At 58.8% G+C, this 16,153-nt stretch carries 13 protein-coding genes; 9 read left to right on the plus strand and 4 right to left on the minus strand.

Going from position 1 to position 16,153, the window contains the following annotated elements; genetic code table 11:
• Window positions 1-332: 332 nt before the first annotated feature.
• Window positions 333-2,981 carry a glycosyltransferase family 39 protein gene (locus tag BUC26_RS15650; protein WP_073377514.1) on the plus strand — a complete coding sequence of 883 codons (2,649 nt, stop codon included), beginning with the start codon at window positions 333-335 and terminating at the stop codon, window positions 2,979-2,981.
• A 59-nt stretch (window positions 2,982-3,040) separates the two neighbouring features.
• Here the strand turns inward: BUC26_RS15650 and BUC26_RS15655 are convergent, their stop codons facing one another.
• The 3 genes from BUC26_RS15655 to BUC26_RS15665 all read right to left on the minus strand — a co-directional run bounded on the left by BUC26_RS15655 (window position 3,041) and on the right by BUC26_RS15665 (window position 8,734).
• Window positions 3,041-5,026 (minus strand): methyl-accepting chemotaxis protein, encoded by a 1,986-nt coding sequence (locus BUC26_RS15655; RefSeq protein WP_073377516.1) that lies wholly within the window; start codon window positions 5,024-5,026, stop codon window positions 3,041-3,043.
• 322 nt (window positions 5,027-5,348) lie between these two features.
• Entirely contained in the window at window positions 5,349-7,301 is a 1,953-nt protein-coding gene (locus BUC26_RS15660) for a DUF2207 domain-containing protein (RefSeq protein WP_073377518.1), read from the minus strand.
• 26 nt (window positions 7,302-7,327) lie between these two features.
• Window positions 7,328-8,734: a class II fumarate hydratase gene (locus tag BUC26_RS15665; protein ID WP_073377520.1), complete on the minus strand. Its 1,407-nt coding sequence runs from the start codon at window positions 8,732-8,734 to the stop codon at window positions 7,328-7,330.
• Between the two features lie 455 nt (window positions 8,735-9,189).
• Here BUC26_RS15665 and BUC26_RS15670 point away from each other — a divergent pair, with 455 nt between their 5' ends.
• Window positions 9,190-9,711 (plus strand): DNA-deoxyinosine glycosylase, encoded by a 522-nt coding sequence (locus tag BUC26_RS15670; RefSeq protein ID WP_073377521.1) that lies wholly within the window; start codon window positions 9,190-9,192, stop codon window positions 9,709-9,711.
• Between the two features lie 82 nt (window positions 9,712-9,793).
• Here the strand turns inward: BUC26_RS15670 and BUC26_RS15675 are convergent, their stop codons facing one another.
• Entirely contained in the window at window positions 9,794-10,168 is a 375-nt protein-coding gene (locus BUC26_RS15675) for a desulfoferrodoxin (protein ID WP_073377523.1), read from the minus strand.
• 380 nt (window positions 10,169-10,548) lie between these two features.
• Between BUC26_RS15675 and BUC26_RS15680 the strand changes: the two genes are divergently transcribed.
• From BUC26_RS15680 to BUC26_RS15710, 7 genes are read left to right on the plus strand one after another with little or no spacing between them, the layout of a single operon-like run.
• Complete coding sequence (locus BUC26_RS15680) at window positions 10,549-11,082, plus strand: DOMON domain-containing protein (protein ID WP_073377524.1); 534 nt, start codon at window positions 10,549-10,551, stop codon at window positions 11,080-11,082.
• Between the two features lie 21 nt (window positions 11,083-11,103).
• The gene (locus tag BUC26_RS15685) at window positions 11,104-11,892 is read left to right on the plus strand and encodes an SCO family protein (protein ID WP_143166042.1); all 789 of its coding nucleotides are present in this window, start codon (window positions 11,104-11,106) and stop codon (window positions 11,890-11,892) included.
• A gap of 9 nt (window positions 11,893-11,901) precedes the next feature.
• Complete coding sequence (locus tag BUC26_RS15690) at window positions 11,902-13,569, plus strand: cytochrome c oxidase subunit I (RefSeq protein ID WP_208609809.1); 1,668 nt, start codon at window positions 11,902-11,904, stop codon at window positions 13,567-13,569.
• 3 nt (window positions 13,570-13,572) lie between these two features.
• Window positions 13,573-14,169, plus strand: a complete 597-nt coding sequence (locus BUC26_RS15695; protein WP_073377527.1) for a cytochrome c oxidase subunit 3 family protein — start codon at window positions 13,573-13,575, stop codon at window positions 14,167-14,169.
• A gap of 20 nt (window positions 14,170-14,189) precedes the next feature.
• A complete protein-coding gene (locus BUC26_RS15700) occupies window positions 14,190-14,474 on the plus strand; it encodes a cytochrome C oxidase subunit IV family protein (RefSeq protein ID WP_073377529.1) in 285 nt (94 codons plus the stop codon).
• Window positions 14,475-14,498: 24 nt separating this feature from the next.
• Window positions 14,499-15,092 carry a cytochrome c oxidase subunit II gene (gene coxB, locus BUC26_RS15705; RefSeq protein WP_073377531.1) on the plus strand — a complete coding sequence of 198 codons (594 nt, stop codon included), beginning with the start codon at window positions 14,499-14,501 and terminating at the stop codon, window positions 15,090-15,092.
• On the plus strand, window positions 15,089-15,997 hold the full coding sequence (locus tag BUC26_RS15710; protein WP_073377533.1) for a UbiA family prenyltransferase: 909 nt from the start codon (window positions 15,089-15,091) through the stop codon (window positions 15,995-15,997). Before coxB ends, BUC26_RS15710 begins: the two co-directional genes overlap by 4 nt.
• Window positions 15,998-16,153 lie beyond the last annotated feature (156 nt).

Here is a 16,153-nt window from a genome sequence, read left to right on the forward strand (position 1 = left end):
AACTTTCTCTTCTTTCCTTCACTCATCTTTTCCTGTTCCTCGGGATTGCGTCTAGCTTAAACTACTGTCTTAAAACTGGGGTCCACTATACTATGCTTGCGTCACGGCCGTCTTTCTGTTATTGAAGCTGGGTTCTGTTCATGTCTTTCGGGTGACATAGTTCGGACATTATGGCGGCGCCACGAGGGGCCGCCGCAAAATATTCAGGCTCCTGCGCAGCGCCGTATTGGCGAAACGTGCGGCAATCACTTTGTCGCCTGCAACGAATCATCCAGCTGTCGATGCGCGGTACGGGCCGAGACATCACGCGCACGTGAGATACTATATAAAAAATGGTCGGAATCTCCATCATCATTCCCACCAGGAATGAAGCAGACAATATCGACCCGCTGATGCAGCGGCTGCTCCGTGTCGTGCTGCCTGTCGATGTCGAGCGGGAAATCGTTTTTATCGACGACAGTTCGAGCGATGCGACCAGAGAGCGGATACGCGCCTGGAGCGGTCGGGCGGCGGTTCGCTTGATCTGCCGTGACAATGACGGTTGTCTTGCAAGTGCCGTGGTGGCTGGTGCCGGCGCGGCGGCCCATGAGCTGGCCGTGGTGATGGATGCCGACCTGAGCCACCCCCCAGAAAGCATCCCCGATCTGCTGCAACCGCTGCTGGACGGGACCCATGAGATGGTGATCGGCAGCCGCTATGTCGAGGGCGGCAGTATTCCGCAGTGGCCTCTGGCACGCAAGATCGCATCGCGGCTGGCCGGTCTGCCGGCCCGACTGTTTACCGCGGTCAATGACCCGATGGCCGGATTTTTTGCGGTCTCTCGCCAGCGTTTGGCCCGGACCAGGCCCGATGTGCCTGGCTTCAAGATCGGTTTCGAGCTGTTGGCCACCGCTGAAGACGAGGTTCGGGTCTGTGAGGTGCCGATCGTTTTTCGCGATCGCTTCGAGGGATTTTCCAAGATGAACAAACAGATCATCTTCGATTATCTCAAACAACTGGTGCACCTGGCGGGGGGTGGCACCCCGCGCTCCATGAGCTGGCGATTCGGCCTGACGGTCGGCTGTAGTGCCGCCCTCGACTGGCTGATCTTTGCCGTATTGCTCCATCTCGGCCTGAAACCGGAAACGGCACACCTGGTGGCGTTGGCCGGAGCCTCTGTGGCGACAATGACCGGATTGGCTCTACTTCGGGCCAACGGCAGTCATGTTGCTGTGTCGGCGGGGCGATGGCTGCCCGTCGCGCTGGTGTCTATGATCTGGGCGATCGGCATGCAGGGGGCGGTGTTCGAGCATGTCGAGCCCCGTATTTGGGCCGGCCCGCTTACCGCTTTTCTTCCGGCCGCGGTTATCGGCAGCATCTGTTTTGTGCTGCCGATGTCGATCGTCTGGTCAGCAGGGATTGGTCGGATGGCACAAGGGGTGCGCCTGCGGTTCGGCATTGTCGGCGCAGTGTCGGCAGTGCTTCTGTTGCGGCTCGTCTATCTCGGTCTGCCGGAACTGATGGAGCAGGAGGCCTACTATTGGGTTTACGCACAGCATCCGTCTCTGAGTTATCTTGATCACCCGCCTCTGGTCACCCTGCTGATCTGGCTGGGCACCGCGCTGTTCGGTACCTCGGAGTTCGGGGTGAGGATCGGAGCTTTTGTCTGCTGGTTTGTCACCGCGTTTTTCGTCCATCGTCTGACTTCGCGCATCTGCGGCAGAAGGGCCGCCCTCGGCGCCCTGCTGCTCGTCGGCATCCTGCCGTTTTATTTCGGCATCGGCTTGACGATGACGCCTGATGCACCGTTGCATGCGGCCTGGGCGGCACTGCTCTATTTCCTTTACCGGGTCCTTGTCGAAAACCGCTCTGATGCGTGGCTGGGCGTCGGTTTCAGTCTCGGCCTCGGACTATTGTCCAAATATACCGTCGTGTTGCTCGGACCGGCGGCCTGCTGCTTTATGCTCATCGATCGACGGGCCCGGCGCTGGTTCGTCCGGGGCGAACCGCTTGGTGCCTTGTTGCTCGCCCTCGTCCTTTTTCTGCCGGTTTTGCTGTGGAACTACCAGCACGACTGGGCGTCCTTCCTGTTCCAGAGCCACGACCGGCTGGCCGACAAACCGTTTTTCACCACCGACCGTCTGCTCGGTTATGTCGCGGTCAACTTGACCCCGGCCGGCTTGGTCGGGCTCTTTTTGTTCTGGACCAGGGGCAGGCTCCTGCTGGCTGCGGTCGATGAACCGGAAACTGCACGGTCGGACGGCCAGGGAGCGATGCGCAGCCGTTACCTGTTTCTCTGGCTTATGGTCACGCTGCCGTTTGTCGTCTTTCTCTTTTTCAGCTTGACCCGGGAGGTCAAGCTGAACTGGACTTCTCCGTTGTGGCTGGCCGTGCTCCCGTTGCTCGGGGCCATCGTTGCCGCCCCTTCGCCTGTAGGTGCCACTGGCCGCTTCATGACCGGTTTGCAGCGGCTCTGGCATTATACGGCGATGGTCTTGGTCGTGGTGTACGCGATTGGTTTGCACTACGTCGTTCTTGGTTTACCGTCACTACCGCACCCATCACGACCGTTTCTCAGCGGCTGGCAGGAATTCGCCCGCCAGATAGAAGAAATCGTTGATACGGTTGCAGCGGAAACCGGCAGAAGACCTTTAGTGGTCGGTATGGATCCCTATCAGATCAGTAGCGGTCTCGCTTTCTATCGCAGCAAAAACGCGGCGGGGACGACGGACAGCAGCCGAAGGCGGCTCGTTGAGGAGACGGTCGGCTGGCATCTATTTACCTGGGACGGGTTGATGTACGAATATTGGACCGATCCGCAGGAGGCGGTCGGTCGGGATATTCTGGTGGTGGCTTCGAGCCGGATCAGGGTTGAATTTCCCTATTTTCGCAACCGTATGGTCGGCATGGGAGCCATCCACGAACTGCCGGTAACCAAGGACGGGCAAGTTCTGCGTACCATGTATTACCGGCTGCTCCAGGGGTACCGTCTGGAGCTCTGAGGTTGCATCGTCGTGTCCGATGTGTTTGTCCGATCGACAGCGCCTGCTTGAACGGTTGATCAGACGGTAAAACGCTCGACCATCCGGGTAAGCCGCGCCGACAGTTGGCTCAGTTGCTCGGCACTTGTTTCGACCACTTCACACTGACTCGACATCATCTGGGATGCGTTGTTCACCTCGCTGATATCCTTTGTTATTTCAGCAGACACCTGAGAACTTTGGGCAACATGCTCGTTGATTTCGGAGATGCCGGCGGAGGTCTCCGCCACTTTGCCGGCGATCTCCGTAGTCGCTGCCTGCTGTTCGTTGACGGCGGTGCTGATCGTGTTGATGACGTCATTTATCTTGTGTATGATATCGGATATCTGAGAAATATCGGCAACGGTCTCACCGGTTGTCTGCTGCATGGTCTCGATTTGTCGCTTGATATCGACGGTTGCTGCAGCGGTCTGCCCGGCCAGTTCCTTGATCTCGTTGGCAACCACGGCAAATCCCTTGCCCGCCTCGCCGGCACGGGCGGCCTCGATGGTGGCGTTGAGTGCCAGCAGGTTGGTCTGCTCCGATATCTCGGTGATGGTTTCTGTTACCTTACCGATCTGAACGGCGGCGCTGTTGAGAGAATCCATCCGCCGGCTGGTCTGCTCGGCGGCGGCAACCGCAGTTTCGGCAATATCTCTGGCCGATTCGGCGTTATCGGAGATGTGCTGCACGGTACCGCTCAACTGTTCCGTTGCGGCGGCGACCAGATGGGTATTCTGGGCCGACTGCTCCATGGAACCGGCAACGGATTGCATATTGGTACTCATTTCTTCGGCGGCGGCGGCCACGGTACCTGCTTTTGCCGAGGTCTCCTCGGCGCCGCCGGTCAGCTGCCTGGCCGTTTCTTTAAGGCCCTCCGATGATTGAGCTAACACTCCGGTGTCATTGATGATATCGGTAAGCATGGTCCTCAGGTCAGCGACCATGGAGTTGAGCGCCTCGGCCATGGCACCGATTTCGTCGCGCTGCGCGATGGACAGCGATTGGGTGAAATCACCGGTGGCCATGGTCCCGGCAAAACGAGCGGTGCGCAGAATAGGTCCGGTTATCGCCTTGGTGAGCAGAAAGGCGCAGCCGGCACCGAAGATCAGCGCCGCTCCGGCGATCATCAGGACGGTCAAACGGGCTCGGCGGCCCTGGCTGAAGAGATTCCCGCCGAGTTCGTCCTGCCGTTTTGTTGCAGTGCTGCGGATATCATCGAGTTGACCACCAATGGCCGGAGTCAGCCTGCCGAGCAGATCGGCGACCAGGTCGTCGCGATGCTGGACGAGAGCAGCTACCTCGTCGAAGGCGGCGAGGTAGGCGGCGGCACGTTCCGTCACAGCACGGTTGCGGGCCAGCATCGACTCGTCAAATACCAGTTTACTGATCTTTCTTGTTTCTTCGGCAAGTTGGGCAAAGTGGTCGCGGCAGCTTTGGGCATCCTCGTCCCTGCTGTATTGAAGAAAATTCAGAGCGTCGATCTGGCCGTTGAGTAGGTTGCGCAGGGCCATGCCGGCCAGATAGGTGGCAACATCGTCACGGTCGCGGCGGCCCTGATCCATCATTGCGGCAAGGTTTTCCGCCATCTCCGGGCCGAGGACATGGAGACGGTCGTCGACCAGCTCGATGTAGCCGGCTCTCAGGGCAATCAGTTGGTCGGTAGTCTCACGATACTGGGCGGTATTTTGTTGCAGCGACTGCAACCGTTCACGTTCGGCCTGGTCCTGGGCTGACTGCAGGGCCCGGTCGAGGGCCGCAGTGATGGCCGTGGCCGCTTCCCGGTGCGCCTGCGTTGCCGTATCACTGCCGGAAATGATGAAATCCTTGATCGTTGCATCGGCCTGGCTCAATTCCTGGCGCAATTGCGCGGTCAGCGTCGTTTCCTCGGTAAAAAGCCGATATTGCTGAAGCCCGGAGAGAATCGAGGTCAGTCCCTGCCAGCTGGTGAAACTAACAACCACTAAGAGAAGCAGCACCAGGCCGAAACCGCCGCCGATCTTGACCACTAGACTGAGATTGTTCATGCCGTTAAACTCCCGTCAAAGACGACCGGCAGGCAAAATGATACCGGCAGTCGTTACCGTTGATGGAGAACGCATGGGTGCGCGTTTTCCGGGAAGGTCGCACAAAGTGATATGATTCTACGATTATTTTCCGGAAAAAGTCAAATCGGTTAGCGCCGGATAGCGTTGTTACGTCTTCTCGCTGAGGTTTCGGTGACGAGAATCACTTCCCCGGCGTTGGTCGGCTGAGGTGGAGGTGGGGACTGCGTCCGCAGGGTCGGTGGGGTGGAGATTCAGGCACTATAGGTGGCGGGCAGAAGGATCGCGCCCGGCCACCGGAGTGTTACCAGCCGCCGCCGCCACCGCCGCCTGATGAGCCGCCGCCACTGCCGCCACCGGAGGATGATGAGGATGCGCTGCCCAGAGCAGTGGCCGCCGCGGCCCAGGAACCACTCGCACCGGCGCCGCCGAAGCGGCCGCCGCCGCCGCTGAAGCCGGTGGCCGCTGATGCCGCATTGTCGGCCGCGGAAACCGTTGACGGCGCGGTTGCCGAGAATGATCTGACCCAACGATCGACCTCCGGGGCAAGCCCGAAGGCAACCAGGTACGGAAACCATTCATCGCGCAGCGCCGGTGCTGTTGTCCGCAGTTGGCGTTGAAAGAAGAGGCGCGCGGCGGCAAGGTTACGGCACAACTCGATGCCGTCGTGACTGTCCCGATTTCTGGCCATCAGCAGGACCATGTCGATCAGGCCGCCGTAGAGCAGTGCCAGGGCGACGGTCAGCAGACTGGAGATCGGTTGCCGGCCAAGCAGCAGATACGCGGCAGGCGGCAGCAGCAGCGTCGCGATGAGCAGCAGAGCCCGCCAGGGCAACCGGTCAGAGCGGTTGCGATAGGTTGTGGCCGCGGCCAGGCCGATAATTAGTGTGCCGACCCCGGCGACTGTCCCGATGACGGTGGTGCCAAGCTCGTTGCGATGTATGATTCCATTGACCAGGAGCAGCAGTAGTGCCGACAGCATCGCCGCCAGGGGAAGGAGCCAGCGGTAGCCGGACTGCTCTTTTCCGCTTTGGGTCAGCCGCTTGACCCGTTGTTCCAGCCGGTCGCGGATCGTTTCCACCGGTTTGAACGCCTGGCCCTGTTGCCGGTAATGGGCACGGATCTGCCGACTGTCCGTTTTGTCGCCGTTGATGAACAGGGAGTCGATCAAGGTCCGTTCGTAGCCGTGCAATGTCGATCGCGGCTGGAGCAACGTCAAGTGAAGCGTGTTCTGGCCGGGAATGCGCCAGCCAATAAGCGGCAGTCTGACCGGCTCCAGGCGGCTGCTCAGTTTGTTTGCCAGCACCAACCGGGCAAGTATGGCTGCCACTTCGGCGGTGGCGGTGCTCTTGTCCCAGGCTGCCCCGACAGTTTCCGGGAGCAGGTGGAAGACGTGGCGTTCGAGCCAGGCCTGATCGATTTTCGTTTGGTCGGGAAGCGGGGTGAAGCGATCCCTCGCTGATTCATGGCGGAGAAACGAACGGGTTGCGCCGGCCAGCAGGAGCAGCAGGAACAGAGTAGAGCCGAAGCGGAGCCAAGCCGGGGCGGGTGCAGCCGTGTCGGCATCGGGCCGGGAAGAGGTGGCCGGCCGAAAGGCCGCTGCTGGAGTGCCGGTGCGATAACGGAGTTCGGTGCGAACGATAACGCTCTGCCCGGGAGCCAGATCACGGCGGTTCATAACGAGCGGCAGTCCTTCTTGCTCCCAGCCGTCGTCTGCGTTGAGTTCCAGTGAAAATGTAACGATACGGCCGGAACGGTCGGAAAAAGCGTAATCATGGTTGAGCAGAAAACGACGATCTCCAGCTGCCATGATGACGCCGGATAGCGTGTAATCGATCAGGTAGGTCAGGCGTTGGCCGTTAAACGGCGGGTCGTCGGGTAATCTGCTGCGCCACCTGAGTCGCCGGTCGCCCTGCCAGTTGTAGTGGTTGACCCGGTCCAGGGAGCCTTTTTTGAGCGGGACGAGGGTACCCGTGGCGTCGAGTCGATAGAGCCCGTTGAGTTGCAAGCTTTGTCCGGGCCGCACCGCGAAGATACGTTCGCCTCCGTTCCAGTCACCGGTGAAGACCATCGTATGGGTCTCCCTGACATGCAACCGGCCGTCATTGTCGAGCCGGGCCCGGACCGTCAGATCCTGCCAAAAGAGCGATCCGTCCACGCCGGCAACCGGAAGGGATGTCAGTATCAGTCCGGCGGCGAGCAGGATGCCGGCCAGAAGACGGCAGAGTCTTTCGTTGCCGTTGTGGCAACGGGCCATTGGGCCTCTGTACCGGTTGCCCGGCATCATCTTTCGCGACGCTTCGCGCTGTCGTCGGTCGGCGGGGCGCCGCCGTCGGCGAGCAAGACCGGGTCGAGCAGCCGCTCGAGCAGTTCCGGGGCGAGGTCGGTCATTTCCCGGGCTACATCGAGGATGGTGCGCTGCTGCTGTCTGGCCGTTTTGGCAATGGCGGCTGCGGGCAGATAGCCGATATAGGGAGCCAGCGCGGTGACCAGGATCGGGTTTTTCGCCAGAGGTTCGAGAAGCCGCTCCTCCCGCACCGTTAAGTCGGCAATGGCCTTTTCACCGAGGTCGCGGGCCGCGCCGCCGATCAGTGCGACGCTTTCGAGTACATCGGCGGCGGCCAACGGCAACATGGTGTTGAGCTGAAAATTGCCGGACTGGGCGGCGATGGTGATTGAGGCGTCGTTGCCGATGACCCGGGCGGCGGCCATGCAGACCGCTTCGGCAATGACCGGGTTGACCTTGTCCGGCATGATCGATGAGCCGGGTTGCAGGGCCGGCAAAGAGATTTCACCGAGGCCGCTGCCGGGGCCGGAATTCATCCAACGCAGGTCATTGGCGATTTTCATCAGGGTTGCGGCGCAGGTCTTCAACTGGCCCGAGGTCTCCAGGACCGTGTCGAGGCAGCTCAGTCCCAGATAGTTCGATGTCATCGCCTGCACGTCGAGGCCGGTCAGGTGGGCGAGGTGAAAACGGGCCCGCTCGGCAAAGCGGGGATGGCAATTGACGCCGCTGCCGACGGCCGTCCCGCCGAGGGGCAGCCGTAGTAAATGCTGCAAAGATGCCTGCAGGCGGACGATGTTGTCGTCGATTTGTGCGGCCCAGCCGCCGAGTTCCTGCTCTAACCTGATCGGCAGCGCGTCCATCAGGTGGGTACGGCCGGTCTTGACGACGTGCTGGTATTGTCGGCCCTTGGCGCGGATGGTTGCGGCCAGCTCGGTCAATGCCGGCAGGGCCTGCTCGGTGATAGCCTGGGCGGCGGCGACGTGGAGTGTTGCCGGGATCACGTCGTTGGAACTCTGGCTCATGTTGATCTGATCGTTCGCGGAGCAGTCCCTGCCGCTGCGGCGGACGATGGTCGCGAGCACCTCGTTGGCGTTCATGTTACTGCTGGTGCCGGAGCCGGTTTGCAGGATCGGCACCGGGAAATGGGGTGTCAGGTCGCCGGCGAGCAGGGTCTCGACCGCGCCTATGATGGCGTCGGCCGTCTCTGCATCGAGCAGACCCAAGTCGCGATTGGCCGCTGCCGCGGCCTGCTTGATCCGCAGCAGGGCCCGGAGAAACCGGGGCGGCAGCGGCTTTGCGGATATCGTGAAATTGTTCAGCGCCCGCTGAGTCTGGGCACCATACAATGCGCCGGCCGGTACTTCGACCGATCCCATCGAATCGGTTTCCGTTCTGGTTTTCATGGTGTTCATCCGGATCGTTATAGATTGATTCTCGTCTCAACGAATCCCCATGACTGCCAGCCATGAGAGTTTTTTTATATGAAAACCAGTTCCACAGGCTGAACTCCCCGGGCTGGTTGATCCTCCCTCCGGCTGCTGCGCTAGGCCCTGATCGGCTGGGCTCCGAGACCGGCAGACAGGCCATGGATGGCCTGGCCGCCGGTGGCGGAGGTCCTGTCCGCCCCGCCGGGCTTTCACGAGGCAGCCTCCGAGAGAATCAACCAGCCCATCCGAACACTATGCCGATTTTCATGCTTCGTTGTGACTACGAGCCATGAAGGTTATATAATAACCAGAATCTGGCGATTTTCAGCGGACAATTCGCTGCAGACGGAAAAAGTGCGGAAGGAGCCCGGCCGTGGTGACAACCGCTCGCGGATGGTGGGGAGGTGTCGGTGTCGGCAGAAGCAGCGAGTGTGAACAAAAAGACCGAATCGCCGCGTTGCTTTCCACCGGTGGCCGATGAGCGCTCTCGGGTCTTGATTCTCGGATCGTTTCCCGGGGTACGTTCGCTGGCGCAGCAAGAGTATTACGCCCACCCGAGAAACGCGTTCTGGCCGATCATGGGTGACCTGCTCGGCTTTGATCCACACGCCCCTTATGGTGAGCGTCTGCAGGCGTTACTCGATCGAGGAGTGGCCTTGTGGGATGTGCTGCACTGCTGCGAGCGGGTCGGCAGCCTCGATGCGGCGATCGATCCGGCATCGGTTCGAGTCAATGATTTCGACGGTTTGTTTAAGACGCACCGTTTCTTGCATGCCGTATGTTTCAACGGCAGGCGGGCTGAGGTGGAATATGTCAAAGCGGTCAGGCCGATTCACTTGGCGCTGCCGTCGATTCCGGAACTGGTGTGTCTGCCGTCGACCAGTCCGGCCATGGCATCGCTACGCTATCACGACAAACGTGACGCCTGGCGGGTTATCTGCGATTATCTCTGATGTGCGGGGCAGGGGCAGGACGTGGGACGGGCCGTCAGGCGGGCGGCAGCGCTCGCCTGACGGGATATGGGAAAGATATGTATCAGCTCTTCCAGAGACCGTGCAGGTTACAGTATTCGCGTACGGTGACCGTGTCGGCTTCAACCGGGAAAAAGGCCTTCGGTTCCTGGCCGGGCTTGAGAAAGACTTTGTAGCTGGTACCGTTGGTGTTGAGTTCGATCCACTCGATATAATGCTTTTCTTCCATCGGATGCGGTACCGAGCCGACGACGACTTCCCAGCCGCCGGATACTTTGGTGGCCACCGGTACATGCTTTTCCTGCGCGGCATCGACGGTGTTTTCACTCATCAATACCATATCCTGGCCGCAGCAGACGAGAGCCCCGTCTCCACCGGTCATCACTTCGACGATATTGCCGCAGACTTTACACTTATAAACTTCGAGTCGTTTTGCCATGATGGTTCCTCCTTCATTGTTTACGATAACGAGCCACCCGACAGGTTACAACGACGGGTTGAATATGTATCGGGACCGTCGGTCGGCATGACTCACGGGAAATGGAACGGGATGCCTTGTCTGTAAGGCGAATGGTTATTATTACTCTTATTATTGTAGCAAATTAAAATTTTCTGTCAACAAGTTATTGAACTGATTGTGAAACAATGGTTATCTGAAGAGGGCAACAATTACTTGAATTACCAATAGGACGTTGATTTTCGACAGGATCCTCAGCGACTCGGCATTGACTTTGCTGCGGTCGTGTCTGATAGATTAGCACAATAGGGAATGCAGTGCCAAAGCCTGCACAAATCACAATTGTTACAGGAGGGATTACTATGTTGCACAAAAAACTGATGACGGCGTTGCTCGCCAGTTTCTTCCTCGTTGCCGCACCGCTCTACGCCGACGCGTATGACCATGAAGTTACGGCTCGGGGTATGAGTTTTTCCTGGACGGTTGACGGCGATACGCTTAAGGGCAAAATGTCAGCCAAAACCGGCGGCTGGGTAGCGGTGGGATTTAATCCGAGCAATAAAATGAAAGATGCCAACATCGTCATCGGTTACGTCAAGGATGGCACCGGTACCGTTGCCGATCATTTCGGCGACAAGGCGACGGGGCACTCCGACGATACGGACTTGGGCGGCACCAATGACGTTACCCTGGTCAGCGCCAGTGAGGAAGACGGCATGACGACCATCGAGTTCACGCTGCCGATGGCGTCCGGTGACGCTTATGACTCCGCTTTGACCGCCGATGGCGACACCGTGCTGCTGCTGGCCTACGGCCCGGATCGCGATAGTTTCCGGCCGCGACACAGCTATCGTGGAACGAAGACGGTCAACCTGGCCACCGGCGCCGAGAAATAGCCCGGGGGGATACCGATGTCGATGAGCCGGGCGAGATATCTGGTACTGGCACTGCTGCCGGCCCTGTTGCTACTGCCGGCGGTGGTTCCGGCTGCCGACTCGGCCGGCCCGCCGGAACCGCCCCGAACCATCAGCGTTGACGAGCAAACCGGGGCGACGCTGCCGCTGGAGTCCCGGTTTCTTGACGAGGACGGCGCCTCGGTGACCATTGGCAGCCTTATCGACAAGCCGACGATCCTGCTGCCGATCTATTTTACCTGCCCGAACAGCTGCAGCACCAATCTGGCCAACCTGGCAATCGCCATGGACCGGATGAAGCTGCAAGCCGGCCGTGACTATCGCGCTATCGCACTCAGTTTCGATGATGAGGAGACGCCGGAAACCGCCCGCAGTGCCAAGGCGAATTACCTCAATCTCCTTGACGATGATTTTCCCGCGGATCAATGGCGCTTTCTTACCGGTAGCCGGACCGCCATCGATGCGGTGCTTGACAGTGTCGGCTTTTCCTACAAAAAGCTGGCCGACGGTACTTTTATCCATCCGTCGATGCTGGTCGTTCTCGCCGACAGCGGCATGATTATCAAGTATGTCTACGGGACCTTCATCCCCGGCGATATCGAGATCGCGCTGACTGAGGCGCAGCGAGGGCGGCCGGCCACATCGATCAAACGATTCCTCGATTATTGCTTCAATTACGACCCGACCGCGACCAATGCGGTTTTCGAGACGGTCAAACTGCTGATCCTCGGAACGTTCATCCTTGGTCTGGCGTTCTTTTTCATTCGTATTCTGAGAAAAAAAAGGGGGTAGGTGAGCACCGTGACTGAACATCGTGATTCTCAACACTTTCCGGCTGAACACGCGTCATTTTTCGCTACGACGTCGCCTCCGGGGCAAAAAGGAATTTGGGCCTGGCTGCTGACCCACGACCATAAACGGCTCGCCCTGATGTATCTCTGGGCGGTCTTTTTCTGGCTGACGCTTGCCCTGCTGCTCGGTCTGGCATTGCGGGTGGAATTGATGGCCATCGGCGAGACGATCATGCCGGCCGACGTTTATAACGCGGTCTTTACGCTGCATGGCGTGATCATGATCTTTCTCTTCGTGATCCCGGCGATTCCGGCTATTTTTGGAAATTTCATGCTGCCCATCCAGATCGGCGCCGACGACGTGTTCTTCCCGCGGTTGAACCTGCTGTCCTGGTATCTGTATATGCTCGGCGGGGCGGTGGCCATCGTCTCGCTCTTTACCGGCGACGGTTTTGCCGATACCGGCTGGACTTTCTATGTGCCGTTCAGCGTCACCACCGAGACCAACGTTTCGCTGACCGTGTCCGCCGCGTTTATTCTCGGTATGTCGTCGCTGTTGACCGGACTCAATTTCGTGACCACGGTGCACCGCATGCGGGTCAAAGACATGGGATGGTTACAGATTCCGCTGTTCACCTGGTCGCTCTATGCCACCGCCTGGGTGCAGATTCTGGCCACGCCGGTGGTGTCGATCACACTGGTGCTTGTGGTACTGGAGCGCTTTCTCAATATCGGCCTGTTCGATCCGGACCGGGGCGGCGATCCGCTGCTCTACCAGCATTTGTTCTGGATGTATTCACACCCGGCGGTCTATATCATGATCCTGCCCGGTATGGGGGTGATTTCTGAAATTATCCCGGTATTCTCCCGTAAAGCGATTTTCGGCTACAAAGGGATCGTCGTCTCTTCACTGGCCATCGCCATTGCCGGATCACTTGTCTGGGCGCATCACATGTATACCAGCGGCATGAGCGACGTGTCGGTCTTCGTTTTCTCGCTGCTCACCTTCCTGGTGGCCATCCCGAGTGCGATCAAGGTGTTTTCCTGGGTGTCGACCATGTACAAGGGCTCCATTCTGATGACCCCGCCGCTGCTGCTCGCTCTGGTCTTCATCTATCTCTTTACGGTGGGTGGCCTGACCGGCCTGGTTATCGGCGCGGCCGGAACCAATATCCACGTTCATGACACGCATTTCATCGTGGCCCACTTCCATTTCACGATGTTCGGCGGTACCGGTTTCGCCTTCTTTGCCGCGTTGCACTTCTGGTGGCCGAAAATGTTCGGCCTGATGTATAACTTCAAGCGGGCCTATCTCGGCGCGATTCTGGCGACCGTCGGTTTTATCTTCCATTACGTGCCGATGTTCATCCTCGGGATGCAGGGAATGCCCCGGCGCTATTTCGATTACCTGCCGCAGTTCGAGACCGGCAACTTCCTGGCCGGTTTCGGCGGTATTCTGCTGGTGGCCGGCATCTTGCTGATGTTTGTCAACCTGTGGCTCAGCTTTGTCAGCCGGGAGCGGGCCGAGGGCGACCCATGGGGTGGCACGACGCTGGAATGGGCCGTGCCGTCTCCCCCGCCGGTCCATAACTTTATCGACGTACCGAGAATCCTCGATTATCCGTATGATTTCTCGGAGGTCCTGAGGCGCGCCGCAGAACGGGAAAAAGGGAATTGAGCCATGGAAAAGGCGATCGACAAAACCGGCGTGCGCATCGGCATGTGGATCTTTCTCTACTCGGAGATCATCCTTTTCGGCGGCCTCTTTGTCCTCTATGCCGTTTATTTTCATAATTTTCCGGAGGATTTTGCGACCGGCGGCAAAGAGCTCAACCGGATCATCGGTACCATCAACACCCTGGTCCTGCTGATCAGCAGTTTTACCGTGGCTGCCTCAATCACGGCCGTCCAGCGCCAAAAGACCGGTCAGGCCATCGCCTTGATTCTCTTCTCACTGGGATGCGGGTTGCTCTTTCTGGTCAACAAGTATTTTGAGTGGGGGGCCAAATTCGCGCACGGGCTCTATCCGAATTCCGATCGCCTGTATGAAGAGGGACCGGGCTTCAATATCTTTTTCGGTCTGTACTACACGATAACCGGACTACACGGTTTGCACGTCATTATCGGCATGATCCTGCTGTCAATCTCGCTGGTCCTGGTGATCAGGGGGCGGGTTACCGCCCAGCGCTTTGCGATGCTGGAGAACAGCGGGTTGTACTGGCACCTGGTCGATCTGATCTGGATATACGTCTTTCCCCTGTTTTACCTGGTGCTATGATGGTAACGAAGGAGCGGATAATGGAAGAAGAGCAAGAACACCAACTCAGTTACCGTTTTCTCGCACTCATTCTCGGCGGGCTGGTCGTCCTGACTGCAGTGACTGTCGGGGTCTCCTATGTCGACTGGGGTTTTTTGAATGTGCCGATCAGTCTCTTCGTTGCCTCCTGCAAGGCGACCCTGGTGCTGCTCTTTTTCATGCATATCAAGTACGAGGGGCTGGCGATCAAAGTATCTTTTATCAGTACGGTTATCTTCCTGGCCATCATGATCAGTTTTACCTTTTGGGATGTGGCGTTCCGGTAACCATCTTGGAGAGAGCGGGGGAGTATGGATCCTGTAAGAGGCGTTGACCTGGCGTTCTGGTATATTCTCGGTATCTCGATCATTCTGCTGATCGGCATCACCGTGGTGATGATTGTCTTCGTCATCAAATATCGGCGTAGTAAACACCCGGTGCCGGTCGATATCCGGGACAACCTGAACCTGGAAGTGGTCTGGACGGTATTGCCGACCCTGATCGCTTTGACCATGTTCTGGGTCGGCTGGCAGTCCTATCTTGGACTGCGCAATGTCCCGGAGGATGCCTTGGAGATCGATGTGGCCGGGCAGATGTTCTCCTGGATTTTTGTCTATCCCAATGACAAGGAGACCGAGAACCAGCTTGTTGTGCCACTCGGCCGAGCGGTCAAACTCAATATCTCTTCCTGGGACGTCCTGCACAGTTTCTATATCCCGTCCTATCGCATCAAGGTGGACGCCGTTCGCGGCATGGATACCTACGCCTGGTTTCGCGCCGACAAGGCCGGCGAGTATGACATTCTCTGCACCGAATTCTGCGGTCTCGGCCATTCCCAGATGGTTGCCAAGCTGCGAATCGTGCCGGAGGAGCAATATCTTGCCTGGCTCGAGGAAGACGAATGAATCGCTGTACTACAGCGCATGCCGGCACCGAGCGGCGCGCTGTCGGGACTGTGTCGATCCGGTTGATTCGAACTGCTAAGGCGCCGCTCTGCGTTGCCGTGGCAGCTTCAGCGATCTTCGGGTTGCTGCTGGCCCGGCCTGTACTGGATGGCAGGGCGATGGTGTTGTTTGCCTCGGTCTTTCTGCTGGCCTGTGGTGCCGCGTCACTCAACAGCTATCAGGACCACCGTTGGGACCGGCTGCTGCGGCGCACGCGCGACCGGCCGCTGGCCAGCGGCGAGTTGCCGCTGCGGGTGGCACTCTGGCAAGCAGTACTCCTGTTTGCTGCCGGGGTGCTCTTGCTATTGCTCCTGCCCGAGCCGCAGGCACCGTTGTTGGTGGCATTGACCGTTGTCCTGCTCTATAACGGTATCTACACGCCGCTCAAGCTTCGCACCAGTTGGGCGGTACTGCCCGGCGCAGTCTGTGGTGCGCTGCCCCCCTACCTTGGATGGCTGGCTGGCGGCGGGCCGTTCGCGACCGCCGAAATTTTCATTGCCATGTCGGTGTTGGCCCTCTGGCAGGTGCCCCATTTTTGGTTGGTCACGCTCAATTATCGAGATGATTATCGGCAGTTGTCGTTGCCGGCCCTGGTCAGAACAATGCCGGAGGACAAACTCCGTCTGATCGCGCTGATCTGGATATTGGCTCTGGTGTCGGCCGTGCACTCTCTGCTGCTTGTCCGGCCGTTGTCACCGGTATGGCTGCCGGTGCCGATCTCGGCTCTGTCGCTGGCACTGGCGGCGATTTCCGGCTATGCGCTGCTTGGATCCCGAACACCCGGTTACCGGGTGCTCTTTGCGCTGATGAACGGTTTTCTCCTGCTGGTAATGGCGTTGTTTTCCTTCGGCAGTCTTGGCCGGTGACATGAGGGGGACTTGAAAATGGGGAACATCGTTCACGATCGAGAAACGCAAGAACATTTGTCCGCAGGCACATATAAGATAGTCCGAGGATAAAATTTGATTGCGCACCGATGAGATGGGGTGGAATCCGAATTTTTCAAGCTTCCCATGATCATA

The organism is Desulfofustis glycolicus DSM 9705, assembly GCF_900130015.1.
GTDB classification, from domain to species: Bacteria; Desulfobacterota; Desulfobulbia; order Desulfobulbales; family Desulfocapsaceae; genus Desulfofustis; species Desulfofustis glycolicus.